Origin of the sequence: Mesorhizobium sp. B2-5-4 (assembly GCF_006441095.1) — a bacterium.
GTDB lineage: Bacteria > Pseudomonadota > Alphaproteobacteria > Rhizobiales > Rhizobiaceae > Mesorhizobium > Mesorhizobium salmacidum.
In genome coordinates this window covers 55,688-69,390 of record NZ_VFUR01000017.1, presented here as the reverse complement: position 1 = coordinate 69,390, position 13,703 = coordinate 55,688, and the positions used below count along the sequence as shown (strand labels likewise).

The 13,703-nt window shown below is 64.0% G+C and carries 12 protein-coding genes; 6 read left to right on the top strand and 6 right to left on the bottom strand.

Features of this window, described 5'->3' with window-relative positions; translation table 11 throughout:
• Position 1 precedes the first annotated feature (1 nt).
• The 3 genes from FJ492_RS20955 to FJ492_RS20945 form a co-directional block, all read right to left on the bottom strand.
• A complete protein-coding gene (locus FJ492_RS20955; RefSeq protein ID WP_140772007.1) occupies positions 2 to 1,738 on the bottom strand; it encodes a type I secretion system permease/ATPase in 1,737 nt (578 codons plus the stop codon).
• A 34-nt stretch (positions 1,739 to 1,772) separates the two neighbouring features.
• The gene (locus FJ492_RS20950) at positions 1,773 to 3,254 is read right to left on the bottom strand and encodes a family 16 glycosylhydrolase (protein WP_140772004.1); all 1,482 of its coding nucleotides are present in this window, start codon (positions 3,252 to 3,254) and stop codon (positions 1,773 to 1,775) included.
• Positions 3,255 to 3,584: 330 nt separating this feature from the next.
• Entirely contained in the window at positions 3,585 to 4,511 is a 927-nt protein-coding gene (locus tag FJ492_RS20945) for a DMT family transporter (RefSeq protein ID WP_140772001.1), read from the bottom strand.
• 233 nt (positions 4,512 to 4,744) lie between these two features.
• Here FJ492_RS20945 and FJ492_RS20940 point away from each other — a divergent pair, with 233 nt between their 5' ends.
• Positions 4,745 to 5,149, top strand: a complete 405-nt coding sequence (locus tag FJ492_RS20940; RefSeq protein ID WP_140772094.1) for a YciI family protein — start codon at positions 4,745 to 4,747, stop codon at positions 5,147 to 5,149.
• Positions 5,146 to 6,465: an RNA polymerase sigma factor gene (locus FJ492_RS20935; protein WP_246676079.1), complete on the top strand. Its 1,320-nt coding sequence runs from the start codon at positions 5,146 to 5,148 to the stop codon at positions 6,463 to 6,465. Before FJ492_RS20940 ends, FJ492_RS20935 begins: the two co-directional genes overlap by 4 nt.
• 169 nt (positions 6,466 to 6,634) lie before the next feature.
• On the opposite strand, the gene FJ492_RS20930 is transcribed toward FJ492_RS20935, so the two are convergent.
• Complete coding sequence (locus FJ492_RS20930) at positions 6,635 to 7,240, bottom strand: NADPH-dependent FMN reductase (protein WP_140505003.1); 606 nt, start codon at positions 7,238 to 7,240, stop codon at positions 6,635 to 6,637.
• Between the two features lie 90 nt (positions 7,241 to 7,330).
• Here FJ492_RS20930 and FJ492_RS20925 point away from each other — a divergent pair, with 90 nt between their 5' ends.
• The gene (locus FJ492_RS20925; protein WP_140751139.1) at positions 7,331 to 7,699 is read left to right on the top strand and encodes a helix-turn-helix domain-containing protein; all 369 of its coding nucleotides are present in this window, start codon (positions 7,331 to 7,333) and stop codon (positions 7,697 to 7,699) included.
• A gap of 469 nt (positions 7,700 to 8,168) precedes the next feature.
• Here the strand turns inward: FJ492_RS20925 and FJ492_RS20915 are convergent, their stop codons facing one another.
• Both FJ492_RS20915 and FJ492_RS20910 read right to left on the bottom strand, forming a co-directional pair.
• Positions 8,169 to 8,564 (bottom strand): acyl-CoA thioesterase, encoded by a 396-nt coding sequence (locus tag FJ492_RS20915; RefSeq protein ID WP_027143305.1) that lies wholly within the window; start codon positions 8,562 to 8,564, stop codon positions 8,169 to 8,171.
• Between the two features lie 202 nt (positions 8,565 to 8,766).
• On the bottom strand, positions 8,767 to 9,708 hold the full coding sequence (locus FJ492_RS20910) for a phosphoribosylaminoimidazolesuccinocarboxamide synthase (protein ID WP_140771996.1): 942 nt from the start codon (positions 9,706 to 9,708) through the stop codon (positions 8,767 to 8,769).
• A gap of 204 nt (positions 9,709 to 9,912) precedes the next feature.
• Between FJ492_RS20910 and FJ492_RS20905 the strand changes: the two genes are divergently transcribed.
• Genes FJ492_RS20905 through FJ492_RS20895 form a run of 3 tightly spaced genes read left to right on the top strand, consistent with a single transcriptional unit; the run spans position 9,913 to position 13,654 of the window.
• Entirely contained in the window at positions 9,913 to 11,529 is a 1,617-nt protein-coding gene (locus FJ492_RS20905) for a GMC family oxidoreductase N-terminal domain-containing protein (protein WP_140771993.1), read from the top strand.
• Positions 11,526 to 12,740: a mandelate racemase/muconate lactonizing enzyme family protein gene (locus tag FJ492_RS20900; RefSeq protein WP_140771991.1), complete on the top strand. Its 1,215-nt coding sequence runs from the start codon at positions 11,526 to 11,528 to the stop codon at positions 12,738 to 12,740. The genes FJ492_RS20905 and FJ492_RS20900 overlap by 4 nt, the downstream gene beginning before the upstream one ends.
• Positions 12,737 to 13,654: an NAD(P)-dependent oxidoreductase gene (locus FJ492_RS20895; RefSeq protein WP_140771988.1), complete on the top strand. Its 918-nt coding sequence runs from the start codon at positions 12,737 to 12,739 to the stop codon at positions 13,652 to 13,654. Before FJ492_RS20900 ends, FJ492_RS20895 begins: the two co-directional genes overlap by 4 nt.
• Positions 13,655 to 13,703: the final 49 nt, after the last annotated feature.

Here is a 13,703-nt window from a genome sequence, read left to right as displayed (position 1 = left end):
CTCAGGATCCGAAACTGCCACCCGCGCGGATCGTCGGGGCGAACGACCCAGTCACCACCGTGCTCTGCTGGACCGCCTTGCCGGTGACCGACCGCCGCAGCACCTCGCCGCTTGGACCGAAGGCTTCGATCATGCCGCCGCGCAAAAGCATCACGCGGTCGCAAGCAGCGGCGATCGAAGGCTGATGGGTGATCGCGACGACCGTGACGCCCGCCGTCCGCGCGGCCGCAAGCACCGCCTCGAGCGCGGCCTCACCGCTACCGTCGAGATGGGAGCTGGGCTCGTCGAGCACCAGGAACCGCGGATTGCCGTAGAAGGCGCGCGCCAGCCCTATTCGCTGGCGCTCGCCGCCCGACAGCGCCCTGTCCGACGGGCCGATCATGGTCTGGTAGCCATCGCGCTGCGCCAGGATCAACTCATGCACCTGGGCGCGCTTTGCCGCCTCGACGATCGCTCCGTCGTCCGCCTCCGGGTCAAAGCGGGCGACGTTTTGCGCGATCGATCCTGGAAAGAGCTCGACCTCCTGCGAGAGGTAGCCGATATGCTTTCCGAGCTGGCTTTCGTCCCAGGTCCCGAGGTCGGCGCCGTCGATCCTGATTGAGCCGCCGGTCGGTTGGGCGGCACCCACGAGCAACCGCGCCAGCGTCGATTTGCCGGCGCCGCTCGGACCGACGATGGCCAATGCTTCGCCGGCGCCGATCGCAAAGGTCAGCCGCTTGAGGAGGGGCTCCGTGCCGGGTCGGGCATTCGGCGCCATGAAGAAAACGTCCTGCGCGGAAATCGCGCCTGCCGGATCGGGCAGGATCAGTTTTCGCGACCCGGCCGGACGTGCCGCAAGCGCCTTTTCCAGCCGTGCCCACGCCCGCCGGGCGTCGGCGATCTGCCGCCAGGCGCCGATCAGCTGGTCGAGCGGCTGCAGCGCGCGCGACGACACCAGCGAAGAGGCGAAGATCATGCCGGCCGTCATCTGCCCCTGAAGCACCAGCCATGCGCCAGCGCCGAGGATCGCCAGTTGCAGCATCATGCGCAACGCCCGCGAGGCGCCGCTGAAGATCGCATTGGCGCTCGAGGAACGGTCATGGAAGGTGAGCGCCGCCCCTACGTGCCGCCCCCAGACCCGCGCGGCGTTCTCCACCATACCCATGGCGCGCAGCGTCTCCGCATTGCGGACAAAGGCCTGTTCCGCCTGGCTGGCCAAGGCCGAACGCTCCGTGGACAAGGCATCGTTCCTGCCGATGGCAAGCTGGTTGGCCACGACCAGGAAAAGCAGAAGCACCGCGCCGGCGACCGTCACCCAGAACAGCACCGGATGGATGAGATAGAGCAAGGCGAGGAAGACAGGGGCGAAGGGCAGGTCGAACAACACCGCCACGCCGCGCGACCTGATGAAGGCGCAGACCGAGGCGAGGTCGCGCAGCGGCGACAGACCGCCGGCATATCTTGCGCCGAGCGAAACGGCGAAGATGCCGGCACCCAGCTTGCGGTCGACGGTCGCCGCGACGCGCTGCGTGTAAACGGCGCGGATCGCGTCCAGCAGCCCGAGGAAGACGAGCGCGAGCACCGCGATGGCCGAAAGATAGACAAGCGTCTCGACGCTGGAGGACGGCAGCACGCGATCATAGACCTGCAGCAGGTAGAGCGGGATCACCAACAGCAGGATGTTGATCAGCAGCGAGAAGACGCCGACATCGGCGATGGCGCGCATGAAGACCGGCCGCAGGCCGGAGGGTCCAGTCATTTCCGCATTTCCCGCCGCTGCATATCCCGAGACCTTACACGTGGCCCCCGAATTCGGAACCGCCGTGCTGTGTGCTGCTGGCGATGCTGTGCGTGGCGGTGCTGCTGGTGAGGTGCAGAGCGCTCGCCGGCGCGTTGTCCAGCGTATAGGCGCGGATGTAGTCGATCTTCATCTCGGCAGGCGTCGCCAGATGATCGGGAGGCGCGCCGGCAATGCCGCCGACCGCGAGATCGGCCAGCATGTACATTGGCTTGTGCATATCGGATGGCGTCGCCGTTTCCGCGACCTGGACACCGTCATAGGTCCAGACGAGCTTGTCCGGCGTCCACAGCACACCATAGGTGTGGAAGCCGGCGGTATCCATGGTATTCACCGTCAATGTCACCTTGGTGTGCGTTCCCGTTTCATTCGAGTGCGCCGTCATGATCAACGAGTTCGGGTCCTGTCCGCGCGTTTCGATCACATCCAGTTCCGGCGGCCACGAGCCGTCTGCCGGCAGCAGCCAGAAGGCCGGCCAGGCGCCGGCGTTCTCGGGCAGGTCGGCGCGTATTTCAAAATAGCCGTAGGTCTGCGAGAAAGTGCTGTGTGTGTTGAGGATGCCTGACGTGTATTCGTAATTATTGATCAGCGGCTTGATGTCGGCCGGCGCCTGCGCGGCGGTGATGGTCAGCACGCCGTTGTTCACGCTGAACGGGTGGACGGAGCTCGTCGGCCCGTAATTGGCGTCGATGTACCATTGCAGCTCGCCATTGCTGGTCAATGTGCTGCCGTTCGGCGCCCCCCATGAGAAATTGGTATCCCATGTGCCACCCTGGGCATTGTGAAGATTGAGCGTGTTGAAATCGTCGCTGAAGGACAGCTTCATTCCGGACATGTCGATCGGCAACTGGAACTGGTTGGAATTCAGCTTGTCGACGGTCGTATCCTTGAACTCGAGGATCTCGCCGGATCCGAGGTTCAACAGCACGTTCGATCCCGCCTGGACCATGTTCGAGTGGATGGCGTCGAACGACGTGAAGCCGTAGCCATTGAGGCGGACGGTGTCGGTGGCGGCAAAATTGGCGATCAGGTCGCTTCCGTTGCCTTTCGAGATGATGAAGGTGTCGTAGCCGCCGCCGCCGTCGATCAGAACGTCATTTCCCCGGCCGCCGTCCAGCGTCTGGTGCCCGGCCGTGGCGGTGATGATGTTGTCCAACCCATTTCCGAAGGCGTAGTTATTGGGGTTTGTGACGATGAGGTTCTCGACATTGTCGGGGAGCTTGTAGCTCATCCATGTGCTGATCGTATCGATGCCTGCCCCGGCGGCCTCGGCCACCTTGTTGCCCGCCCCATAGAGGTAATAGATGTCGTCGCCCGTGCCACCGTGCATCGTGACGTTGGCACCGCCTGCTCCCCAGAAGGAATCGTTTCCGGCGCTGCCATACATGTCCGGCCCGGCCCCTGTCGCTGAGTACCAGTGGTTGGACGTGCCGCTATAGGGAAGAGGAACACCCACGGCGTTGACGAAGAAGCTCATCGAATAAATCCTCCTCGCGGTGCCAGGCCAGCTCGAACCGTTCGATACGAACTTCGGATGACCGCATTGGATCAATGTTGAAAGGAACGATATCGTTCCCGGGAATCATTACACAATTGACCATAACATCGATCTTTCGGAAGACATATACTTATTATCCGTGAAGAGAGCGCCGGTTAACCGCAGCTATTTAGTAAAATTGTGTATAAACCAGAAATTGCAAAGGATCTACTTAGATGAAGGATCTACTTGGATGAAGGGTATCCACCCGGCCCATCGCTGCCTCCCTTCTCGCCGCCAGATCCTGCGGTGGGCGGGAAGCTTACGCCCTCAGACAGCGGCTTCAATCGGCTCGGCAAGCCTGGGATTTGAACGTGCCGCGATCAGGCAACTGGCCACGATGAGGCCCGCTCCCGCCAGCGTGGTCCAAGTCACCGCCTCATCGAAGAAGAGGAAGCCAAGCGCGATCGCCCAGATGAAGGCGGAGTATTCCGTCGGGATCAGATACTGCGCTTCCGCCCGCGCATAGGCCCAGCTCATCAGGAACTGGCCGGCGAGCGACAGTGCCGTCACTCCGGCCAGCGGAAGCCAGAGCTCGCGCGGCAGGGCAATGGCGAGCCAGGGTGCGGCGAGACCGAGAATGACCGCCACGCAAAGGTTCTGGAACAGCATGATCTCGATCGGTTTGGCCAACAGCGCCTGCTGCCGCGCAAGGATCAAATTGTAGGCATAAAACACCGTCGACACCAGCACCGCCCCCGTGCCGAGCAAGGCATCCCTGGCATGGCTTGTCTGCCCGAACTGGCCGACGACGATGATTGCGACGCCCGCAATGCCGGCCAGTGAGGCCCAGATCGCCTGACGCTGGATTCGTTCGCCCAGCAGCAGCGCGGCCAGCAGCAGGGCGAACAGCGGCGCTACGAAACTGAGCCCGATGGCCTCCGCCAGCGGCAGTCTGGCGAGCCCCCAGAAGAAGGACAGCAAGACAAAGCCGACGACCGCGGCACGCAATGCGTGCAGCCTGAGCACGGAAGGCGTGGGCAGCGTGCGCGGCCCCGCCGACCAGCCGGCGCCCGCAACCACGGTCGCGAGCATGCTGCGCCACAGCACCGTGTTGTAGACGCCGACGGCGATGACCAGGACCTTCATGGCCGCGTCCATCCCCGACAGAAGGAAGATGCCGAGCGCGCAGACAAGCACCGGGACCATGGGAGAAACGGCGCCTGCCAGGCTGGATGACTTCACGAGGCCCCTCATGTGATGGATCGCAGCCGGATATATCAGGGCCGACCGGCGGGGCCAGATGGCAGCCCCGCCGATATGGCGGTCCAACCAAGCCGGCTTGTGGCCTGGCTGAGGGCCCGACTACTAAGGACCCGAACCACTGTGGCCCTGAACTGCTGGCGACCTGAATTTTCTTGCCGCGCGTGTCGATTTCGCCATTGCCCGCTCGTCATATGATTGAACCAACCCAACCCAGGAGAAAGACCATGCGGTTTATGATGCTGATGATCCCCGGCGGCTACGCGGACGCCGCGCCCGATGTCATGCCCGGCGCCGAGGCGGTGGAACGGATGATGAAATACAATCACGAGCTGAAGAAAGCCGGCGTGTTGCTGGCGCTCGACGGCCTGCATCCGCCATCCTCCGGGGCGCGGGTCAGCTTCAAAGGCGGCAAGCCTGTGGTCGTCGACGGCCCCTTCGCCGAGGTCAAGGAAGTTCTGGGCGGCTATTTGGTGATCGATGTACGCTCGCGCGACGAGGCCATTGAATGGGCCCGCCGCTGCCCCGCCGGGGAGAGTGACGTGATCGAAATCCGCCAGGTCTTTGAAATGAGCGAATTTCCCGAGGACGTCCAGAAGGTGGCGGACCGCCTCGGCAGCCTGAAGGATTGACCCCCAACGCAACCATCGAAGCCGTCTGGTGGATCGAGCAGCCGAAGCTTACCGCCAGATTGGCACGCACTCTCAGGGATGTCGGGCTGGCCGAGGAAATCGCGCAGGACGCCTTCCTGCTGGCGCTGGAGCGCTGGCCTCGCGACGGCATTCCGCGCAATCCGGCCGCCTGGTTGACGCAGGTCGCCAGGAACCGCGCGCTCGACCGGCTGCGCCGCACCACCATGATCGATGGCAAACATCGCGAACTCGCCGTAGACCTCAGCGAGCTGGAGCGCGAGATTCCCGACATCGAGGGGGCGCTCGATGAGGATATCGACGACGACCTTTTGCGGTTGATCTTCACCGCTTGTCATCCCGTCTTGCCAACCGAGCAGCGCGCCGCATTGGCCTTGCGGCTGCTGGGGGGACTGTCGACGCCGGAGATCGCCCGCGCCTTCCTGGTGCCCGAGGCCACCGCCGCCCAGCGCATCGTGCGCGCCAAGCGAACCCTTCGCGATGCCGTCATCCCATTCGAGACGCCGCGTGCGCAAGAGCGGCGCGAACGCCTCGGTGCTGTGCTGGAGGTGGTTTATCTCATCTTCAACGAGGGCTATGTGGCCACCGCCGGACCGGACTGGCTGCGCGCCGGCCTGTGCGGCGAAGCGCTGCGCCTCGGCCGCTCGCTGGCGGCACTGATGCCAGATCAGCCCGAGGTGCAGGGGCTGGTATCGCTGATGGAGTTCAACGCCTCCCGCTTCGCGGCCCGCACCGGCGGGGCGGGCGACCCGATCCTGCTGCTCGACCAGGATCGCGGCCGATGGGATTGGTCGCTCATCCGGCGCGCCCTCGACGGCCTGAACCGCGCCATGGCCCTGACATCAGCGCCTGGACCCTATCTGCTGCAGGCGATGATCGCGGCCTGCCATGCCCGCGCGGTGACTGCCGCCGACACCGACTGGATCGCGATATCGGCCTACTATCAGGCGCTTGCGCTCACGGCCCCCTCGCCCATCGTTGAAATCAATCGCGCCGTGGCGGTCGGCATGGCGTTCGGCCCCGCGCAAGGCCTTGCCATCGTCGAGATGCTGAAGGACGAGCCGCGCCTGAAAGACTCGCATCTTCTGCCCACGGTGCGCGGCGATCTCCTGCAGAAACTCGGCCATCAGGCGGAAGCCAGCGCCGCGTTCCGCCACGCCGCCCAATTGACCCGCAATGACAGGGAACGCGCCCTGCTGCTCGCCCGCGCCACGGCGCAGCCGATTGCGACCTTTAGCTGTCCGTTCGCCGCCAGTTGGAACCCGCTCGGGCAGGCTGGCCCTCAGCACGTCCGGTGACAGTTCACCTCCTATGCTCCGCCGCAACGCCAAGAGGTTTGGTTGGTGCGGCGCGGCGTTTCCAGCAGTTTCAGGCCAAGCCGCAACTTCTTTGCAAGAAACCCGCCAACAAAAAAGGGCGGCGCAAGCACCGCCCCGTAGCCTTGGGAGGACAATCCGATCCGGCGGATCAGGCCGCCTGGGCTTCCCCGGCGATAGCATCGGCGGCACGAGCGGCCTTCAGCACCTTGGCCCACCAGGCGACGTCATTGACCAGCGCGGTGGCGGCCTGGTTCAGGTGCTCGAGATCTTCGAGCTTCTTCTCGCCCTGGCGGACGGCAAGGAAATCGCCCCATGCGATATGGACGGCGGACTTGACCGGCGCCATCTGCAATTCGACGGCGTGGAGACGAAGCTGTTCGACAGCGCGCGAACCACCGACACTGCCATAGCCGACAAAGCCGGCCGGCTTCTTGTTCCACTCGTTGGCGGCGTAGTCGATGGCGTTCTTCAGCACGGCCGTCGGGCCGTGATTGTACTCGGCGGCAGTGAAGATGAAGCCGTCGAATCCGGCGACCTTCTTCTGCCAGCGCTGTGCGACTTCGTTCTGCGACGGCGCCCAGGCGGAAGACGCGACCTCATCGAAGAAGGGCAGCGGAAAATCGCGCAGGTCGACGATTTCGACATCGATATCGGCATGTGCCTTGGCGATCTTGGCGATCCACTGCGTCGGCACGTCGGCGAAGCGGGCGGCGCGCGTCGAACCGATGACAATGGCGATTTTGGGCTTGGACATAAGGGGCTCTCCTTGCGGGAATTTTTGGTATCGTTTGGATACCGGCGCTATATGTGATACTGACAAACCGGCGCGCAAGGAGGCACGTTTTTGTTACTGAGGCACCCGCATAACACCGAGGACTGCCGGGCCGTGTCGGAGATCCTGCAGCGCGTCGGCGACAAATGGACCGTGCTCGTGGTCGGCAAGCTTGGCCGCGGACCGCTGCGTTTCAACGAGTTGCGCGCGGCCGTAGGCGGCATCTCGCAGAAGATGCTGACCACCACCTTGCGCGGCCTGGAGCGCGACGGCTTCGTCACCCGCAAGGTGTTTCCGACCATCCCGCCACGCGTCGACTACGAGCTGACCGAGCTTGGCCACGAGCTGCTGGTCCCGGTCGGCGCGCTCGGCGAATGGGCCCGCAAGAACACCCAACGCGTTCAGTCGGCGCGCGCGAGATTCGACGAGATGCAAGCCTGAACCCTTGCGCGGCAAGGAGGCCGGAGTTTCGCACTGAGCGGCGGTTCGTGTTTCAAGGCGAAGTCATGGTTCCCTGGACGAGAAGTCCTGGTTCGCCCATGGCGCTCAAGGTGTGCTCACGCGCGTGGCGGTGACCACATTCCAAAGGCAGCCGGTCAGGCTCTTCGCGCCATGGCCCCGCAAGGCGTCGAACTGCAGATCGTGCACGTCGCTGTCCGCTCCTTCACACCAGCCGTGTCACGCAGACAGGCGGTGTGCCCAAGGTCCTGTTTGACTTCGGCATAAGCGGTTATGCCGAGCAGGCAGGCGAGCGCGGCGAGAGCCGCCGCAAGCCAGCCGTTCAATAGGTGTTGACGCATTGTCTTCCTCCGACGCCCGCAGAATTGGGTGTGGAGGCAACGGCAGGATGTCGCTGACCGCATCGCTCCGCTCGGGTGATGTTACAAATGTCCGGATTGGCGGTATCGAATCAGCTTTCGGCTGGAACGGCCTTGGGCTTGCCCTCGCCGTCCAGCGCCACCATGATGAAATCGGCGTGCGTCACCTTTTCCATCAGGTCGGAAAGATAGCGCTGCGCCCAGGCCTCGACCTTGAGCGTCATCGAGGTGCGGCCGACGCGTTCGACATGGGTGTAGATGCACAGCGTGTCGCCGATCTTCATCGGCTTGGCGAAGGACATCTCCTTGACAGCCGCCGTCACCACGCGACCCCTGGCGCGCTCGGCGGCGCGGATGCCGCAGGCAAGGTCCATCTGCGCCATCACCCAGCCGCCGAAAATGTCGCCCGCGGCATTGGCGTCCGAAGGCATGGCCAGCGTGCGCAGCGTCAGGTCTCCGATCGGCCGTCCGTCCGCGTACTGCACCATGGGCAGAATCCTTAAGCAATGATGGTCATCGATCCCGTATCGCCGCTACAGGAATAGGTCAACGCGCGGCGGCTGCTGATTCCTCGCCCCAAGGCATCGGCTAACCTGGCATTCGCCCGATTGTGCCTGATTTTCAGCGGCTTCGGGTATCAGAGGGTTTCTCCCAATCGCCGAGGAACGCGGTTCCCCGAGATCGCACCTCTCAAAAATAGCGCTTCAGGTTCGCGCGGATACGATCGAGAACCGTATTCCCGGACGTGTCAGGGATGAATGCCTTGCCGGTGATCGCCTCGTAGGCCTGGGCATAGACGCTGGAGGCCTGTTCGATGATCTCGTCCGGAATCCTCGGGATCGGGTCCTTGTAGGGATCGCAGCGCGCCGTCACCCACGAGCGAATGAAATCCTTGTCGAAGCTCTCCGGTCGCGTGCCATCAGCCAGCGCCTGTTCGTAGCTCCTGGCGATCCAGTAGCGGCTGCTGTCGGGCGTGTGGATTTCGTCGGCGAGAATGATCGTCCCGTCCTTGTCGGTACCGAATTCGTATTTTGTGTCGGCAAGGATCAGGCCGCGCTCTGCGGCGCGCGCCTGGCCGCGGGCGAACAGCTTCAGGGCGTAACTCGAAACTGTGTCCCACTGCTCCTGCGTAAGAAGACCCTGCTCGATGATCTCGGCCCTGGACAGCGGCTCGTCATGGCCCCCATCCGCGGCCTTGCTGGTCGGCGTGATGACCGGCTCGGCCAGCTTCTCATTGTCGCGCAGGCCGTCCGGCAGGCGCATCCCGTACATCTCCCGTTCGCCGCGCCGGTAGCGGGTCAGGATCGAGGTGCTGGTGGTCCCGGCCAGATAGCCGCGCACGACGATCTCGACCGGCAGGATGTCGAGCCTTGTGCCGACGACGACGTTCGGGTCGGGATATTCCAGCACATGGTTCGGACAGATATCGGCCGTTTCCTCGAACCAGTACCGCGCCGTCTGCGTCAAGATCTCTCCCTTGAACGGGATCGAGGTCAGGATGATGTCGAAGGCGCTGAGACGGTCGGTGGCGATGATGATGCGCCTGCCGTCGGCAAGGTCGTAATTCTCGCGGACCTTGCCTTTGTAATAGCCCGGCAGTTCGGGAATGAAAGCATCCGACAGGACACGCATGGGTTCTCCTGCCTTGCGCAGAGTGGCCGATGCCCTCGCATAGTCCGTCGACCCCATACATATCAAGCGTGATTGTCGGTATTCCCGGCAACCCGGCTGGATATACCAGTCGCTTTTTTCACAACCGATGCCGGAAGGCCCGGCGACTTGGCGGACCCGCCGCGCCTAGGTTGGTGCCACATTCAGGAGCCACCGACGTCCACCATGCAGACCTACGATTTCATCATTGTCGGCTCCGGCTCGGCCGGCTCGGTCCTGGCCGACAAACTGTCGGCCTCGGGGCGCTTCTCGGTCCTGGTGCTGGAGGCCGGCGGCAGTGACCGGCGCTTTTACGTGCAGATGCCGCTCGGCTACGGCAAGACCTTCTTCGATCCCACCGTCAACTGGAACTACAAGACCGAGCCGGATCCCGGCCTCGGCGGCAATGTCGATCACTGGCCGCGCGGAAAGCTGCTTGGCGGCTCGAGTTCGATCAACGCCATGGTCTGGATCCGCGGCGCGCGCGAGGATTTCGACGACTGGCGCGCCGCCGGCAATCCCGGCTGGGGCTATGACGATCTGTTGCCGGCCTTCAAGGCGCTCGAGGACAACGAGGCCGGCGCCGACCGATGGCGCGGCACCGGCGGCCCGCTGCACATCAGCGATACAGCCAGCGCCGTCCACCCGTTGACCAAACGCTATCTCGCCGCCGGCCAGCAGGCCGGACTGCCGCTCAATCCCGATTTCAACGGCGCCGCCCAGGAAGGCGTCGGCATCTACCAGATCTCGACCAAAAACGGCCGTCGCATGTCGGCCGCCCGCGCCTTCCTGCGCCCGGCGATAAAGCGCGCCAATGTCCGCGTGGAGACCAACGCGCTGGCAAGCCGCATCCTGTTCGAAGGCAGGCGCGCCGTCGGCGTCGAATATCTGCGGAACGGCCAGACCAAGACGGCCCACGCCGGCCGTGAAATCATCCTGTCCGCCGGCTCGATCAACTCGCCACAGCTGATGCAGCTCTCCGGCATCGGCCCGGCGGCGCTGCTCAAAGGGTTGGGCATCCCGGTCGTTCATGCCAACGAGAATGTCGGCGCCAATCTGCAGGATCATGTCGGCATCAACTACACCTTCAAGGGCAAGCTGCCGACGCTCAATCAGATCCTGCGCCCCTGGTGGGGCAAGCTTTTGGTCGGCATGCAGTACATCCTGACCCGCTCCGGCCCGCTGTCGCTGTCGATGAACCATGGCGGTGGCTTCTTCCGCACCAACCCGGCGTTTTCCCGGCCCAACATGCAGCTCTATTTCCAGGCCTTCTCGACGCTCATCCCGAAGAACGGCGAGCGGCCGATCCTGACGCCGGATCCGTGGCCGGGCTTCTCCATCGGCCTGTCCAACTGCCGTCCGTCGAGCCGCGGCGAGATCATGATCCGCTCCAGCAATCCGCTGGATTATCCCAAAATCGTCGCCAACGCCTACTCGACCAACGCCGATGTCGACGAGATGTTGGCGGCGGTGAAATTCGTGCGCAAGATCGCCTCGATGCCCGCCATGGCCGAGATGATCGCCGAAGAGGTGTTGCCCGGCCCGTCGATCCAGTCCGACGCCGACCTGATTACCGATTTCAGGAACCGCTCCGGCACGGTCTATCACCCGGTTTCGACCTGCCGCATGGGCCCCGACCCCTCGCGATCCGTGGTCGATCCGCGCCTCAAGGTGCACGGGCTCGAAGGCTTGCGCGTCATCGACGCCTCGATCTTTCCCGATAACATCACCGGCAACACCAACGCTGCCTCGGTCATGACCGGGTGGAAGGGCGCCGAACTGGTTCTGGAGGACCACACATGAAGATCACCGACGTCAAGACATGGGTTGTCGGCAACCCGCCACCCGGCATCGGCGGCAAGTATTTCATCTTCGTCAAGCTCACCACCGATGGCGGCGTGGTCGGCTATGGCGAGGCCTACAACGCCACCTTCTCCGCCCATGTCACGGCCAAGCTCGTCGAGGACATGGCCGAGCGCTATCTGATCGGCCACGATCCCCACGACATCGAGAATTTCTTCCGCCGCGCCTATTCCTCCGGCTTCACCCAGCGCCCTGACGTGACCGGCATGGGCTGTTTTTCCGCACTCGAAATGGCTTGTTGGGACATCGTTGGCAAGGAAGCCAACAAGCCGGTCTACAAGCTCCTTGGCGGCCAGGTGCACGAGACGCTGCGCTCCTACACCTATCTCTATCCGCACACCGGCAGCGTGCATTCCGAGGACGCGCCGGATGGCAGGAATGTCTACAACGACCCGGAGATGGCGGCGGCCTGCGCGGTCGAATATGTCGAGCAGGGATTCAATGCCGTCAAGCTCGACCCGGCCGGCCCCTACACCGCCTTCGACGGCCACCAGCCGCGCCTCATCGACATCGACGTTTCGACCCGCATGATCAAGGCGATCCGCGAGGCGGTAGGCACCCGCGCCGACATATTGTTCGGCACGCACGGCCAGTTCACCGCATCGGGCGCGCTGCGCTTGGCGCGCGCCATCGAACCCTATGATCCCTTGTGGTTCGAGGAGCCGGTGCCGCCTGACATGCCCGAAGTGATGGCGCAGGTGGCGCGTGCGACTTCGATTCCGATCGCCACCGGTGAGCGGCTGACGACGAAATCCGAATTCGCCCGAGTCATCGAGAACCGCGCCGCCACCATCCTGCAGCCGGATCTCGGCCGCTCCGGTGGCATTCTGGAGACCAAGAAGATCGCCGCCATGGCCGAGGCTTATCACATCCAGGTCGCGCCGCATTGCTATTGCGGGCCGATCGTCGGTGCCGCCAACGTCCAGCTCGCGGTGACGCTGCCGAATTTCCTCATCCTGGAATCGCTGAAACAGTGGGACGGTTTCCACGCCACGCTCTTGAAGAAGAAGATCGAATGGCAGGACGGCAATGTCATCCCATCGAAGGAGCCTGGGCTCGGCGTCGAGCTCAACGAGGCGGTCTGCGATGCCCATCCCTATACCGGCAAGGACCTGCATCTGCAGATGATGCAGACACCGTTGATGCCGTGAGCGAAAGCTACGCCTTCATCGGCCTTGGCCATCTCGGCGGCAACCTTGCCGCCAGTCTGATCCGCAACGGCTTTGTCGTCACCGTTGTCGACCGCGACCCCGCCGCCGTCGAGCGCCTTGTCGTGCTCGGCGCGACGGCCGCCAATAGCCCGGCCGAAGCCGCGGCGCGGGCCGGCAATGCCATCACGTGCCTGCCTTCGCCAAAAGTCAGCGAGGCGGTGCTGGCCGGCCCGGGCGGATTGCTGGAAGGTCTGCCCAGGGGCGGCACCTGGATCGAGATGTCGACCAACGGCCGCGACGAGATTTCGCGGCTGGCCGCCCTCGCCTCGGCCAAGGGGATCGAGACGCTGGAATGCCCGGTCACCGGCGGCGTGCATCTGGCGGCGGTCGGCAAAATCACCGCGCTGGTCGGCGGCGACGCCATCCTCTACGAGCGCCACTGCCCGGCCATCGAAGCCATGTGCGCGAAGTCGTTCCTGATGGGCCCGATCGGCTCGGCGGCGGTGATCAAGGTCATCACCAACATGCTGGCCTTCATCCATCTGGTCGCCGCCGGCGAGGCGCTGATGCTGGCCAAGCAGGGAGGGCTCGATCTCGCGCAGAGCTACCACGCCATCGTGGCCTCCTCCGGCAACAGCTTCGTGCACGAGACCGAAAGCCAGTTGGTGCTGAACGGCTCCTATGACATCGGCTTCACCATGGACCTGGCATTGAAGGACCTTGGCTTCGCGCTCGCCATGGGCAGGGATTTCGGCGTTCCGCTGGAGCTCGCATCGCGGGTCGACGCAATCTTTCAGCAGGGCAAGGCTGCCTATGGCGGCGACGCCTGGTCGACCCAGATCGTCAAGCTGCTGGAAGACGCGGTCGGAACCGATCTTCGTGCGCCCGGTTTTCCGGCCAAGCTGGAGGTTTGAGCAACATGAGCCAGCAAATGAAATCAATGCGTTGGGCAAGAATCTAGAA

Excerpts from the sequence above, each read along its gene's own strand:
- FJ492_RS20905 (WP_140771993.1), top strand. The coding sequence starts at position 9,913 with ATGCAGACCTACGATTTCATCATTGTCGGCTCCGGCTCGGCCGGCTCG.
- FJ492_RS20950 (WP_140772004.1), bottom strand. The coding sequence starts at position 3,254 with ATGAGCTTCTTCGTCAACGCCGTGGGTGTTCCTCTTCCCTATAGCGGC.
- FJ492_RS20910 (WP_140771996.1), bottom strand. The coding sequence starts at position 9,708 with ATGCGTGTCCTGTCGGATGCTTTCATTCCCGAACTGCCGGGCTATTAC.
- FJ492_RS20945 (WP_140772001.1), bottom strand. The coding sequence starts at position 4,511 with ATGAGGGGCCTCGTGAAGTCATCCAGCCTGGCAGGCGCCGTTTCTCCC.
- FJ492_RS20930 (WP_140505003.1), bottom strand. The coding sequence starts at position 7,240 with ATGTCCAAGCCCAAAATCGCCATTGTCATCGGTTCGACGCGCGCCGCC.
- FJ492_RS20955 (WP_140772007.1), bottom strand. The coding sequence starts at position 1,738 with ATGACTGGACCCTCCGGCCTGCGGCCGGTCTTCATGCGCGCCATCGCC.
- FJ492_RS20900 (WP_140771991.1), top strand. The coding sequence starts at position 11,526 with ATGAAGATCACCGACGTCAAGACATGGGTTGTCGGCAACCCGCCACCC.
- FJ492_RS20915 (WP_027143305.1), bottom strand. The coding sequence starts at position 8,564 with ATGGTGCAGTACGCGGACGGACGGCCGATCGGAGACCTGACGCTGCGC.
- FJ492_RS20940 (WP_140772094.1), top strand. The coding sequence starts at position 4,745 with ATGCGGTTTATGATGCTGATGATCCCCGGCGGCTACGCGGACGCCGCG.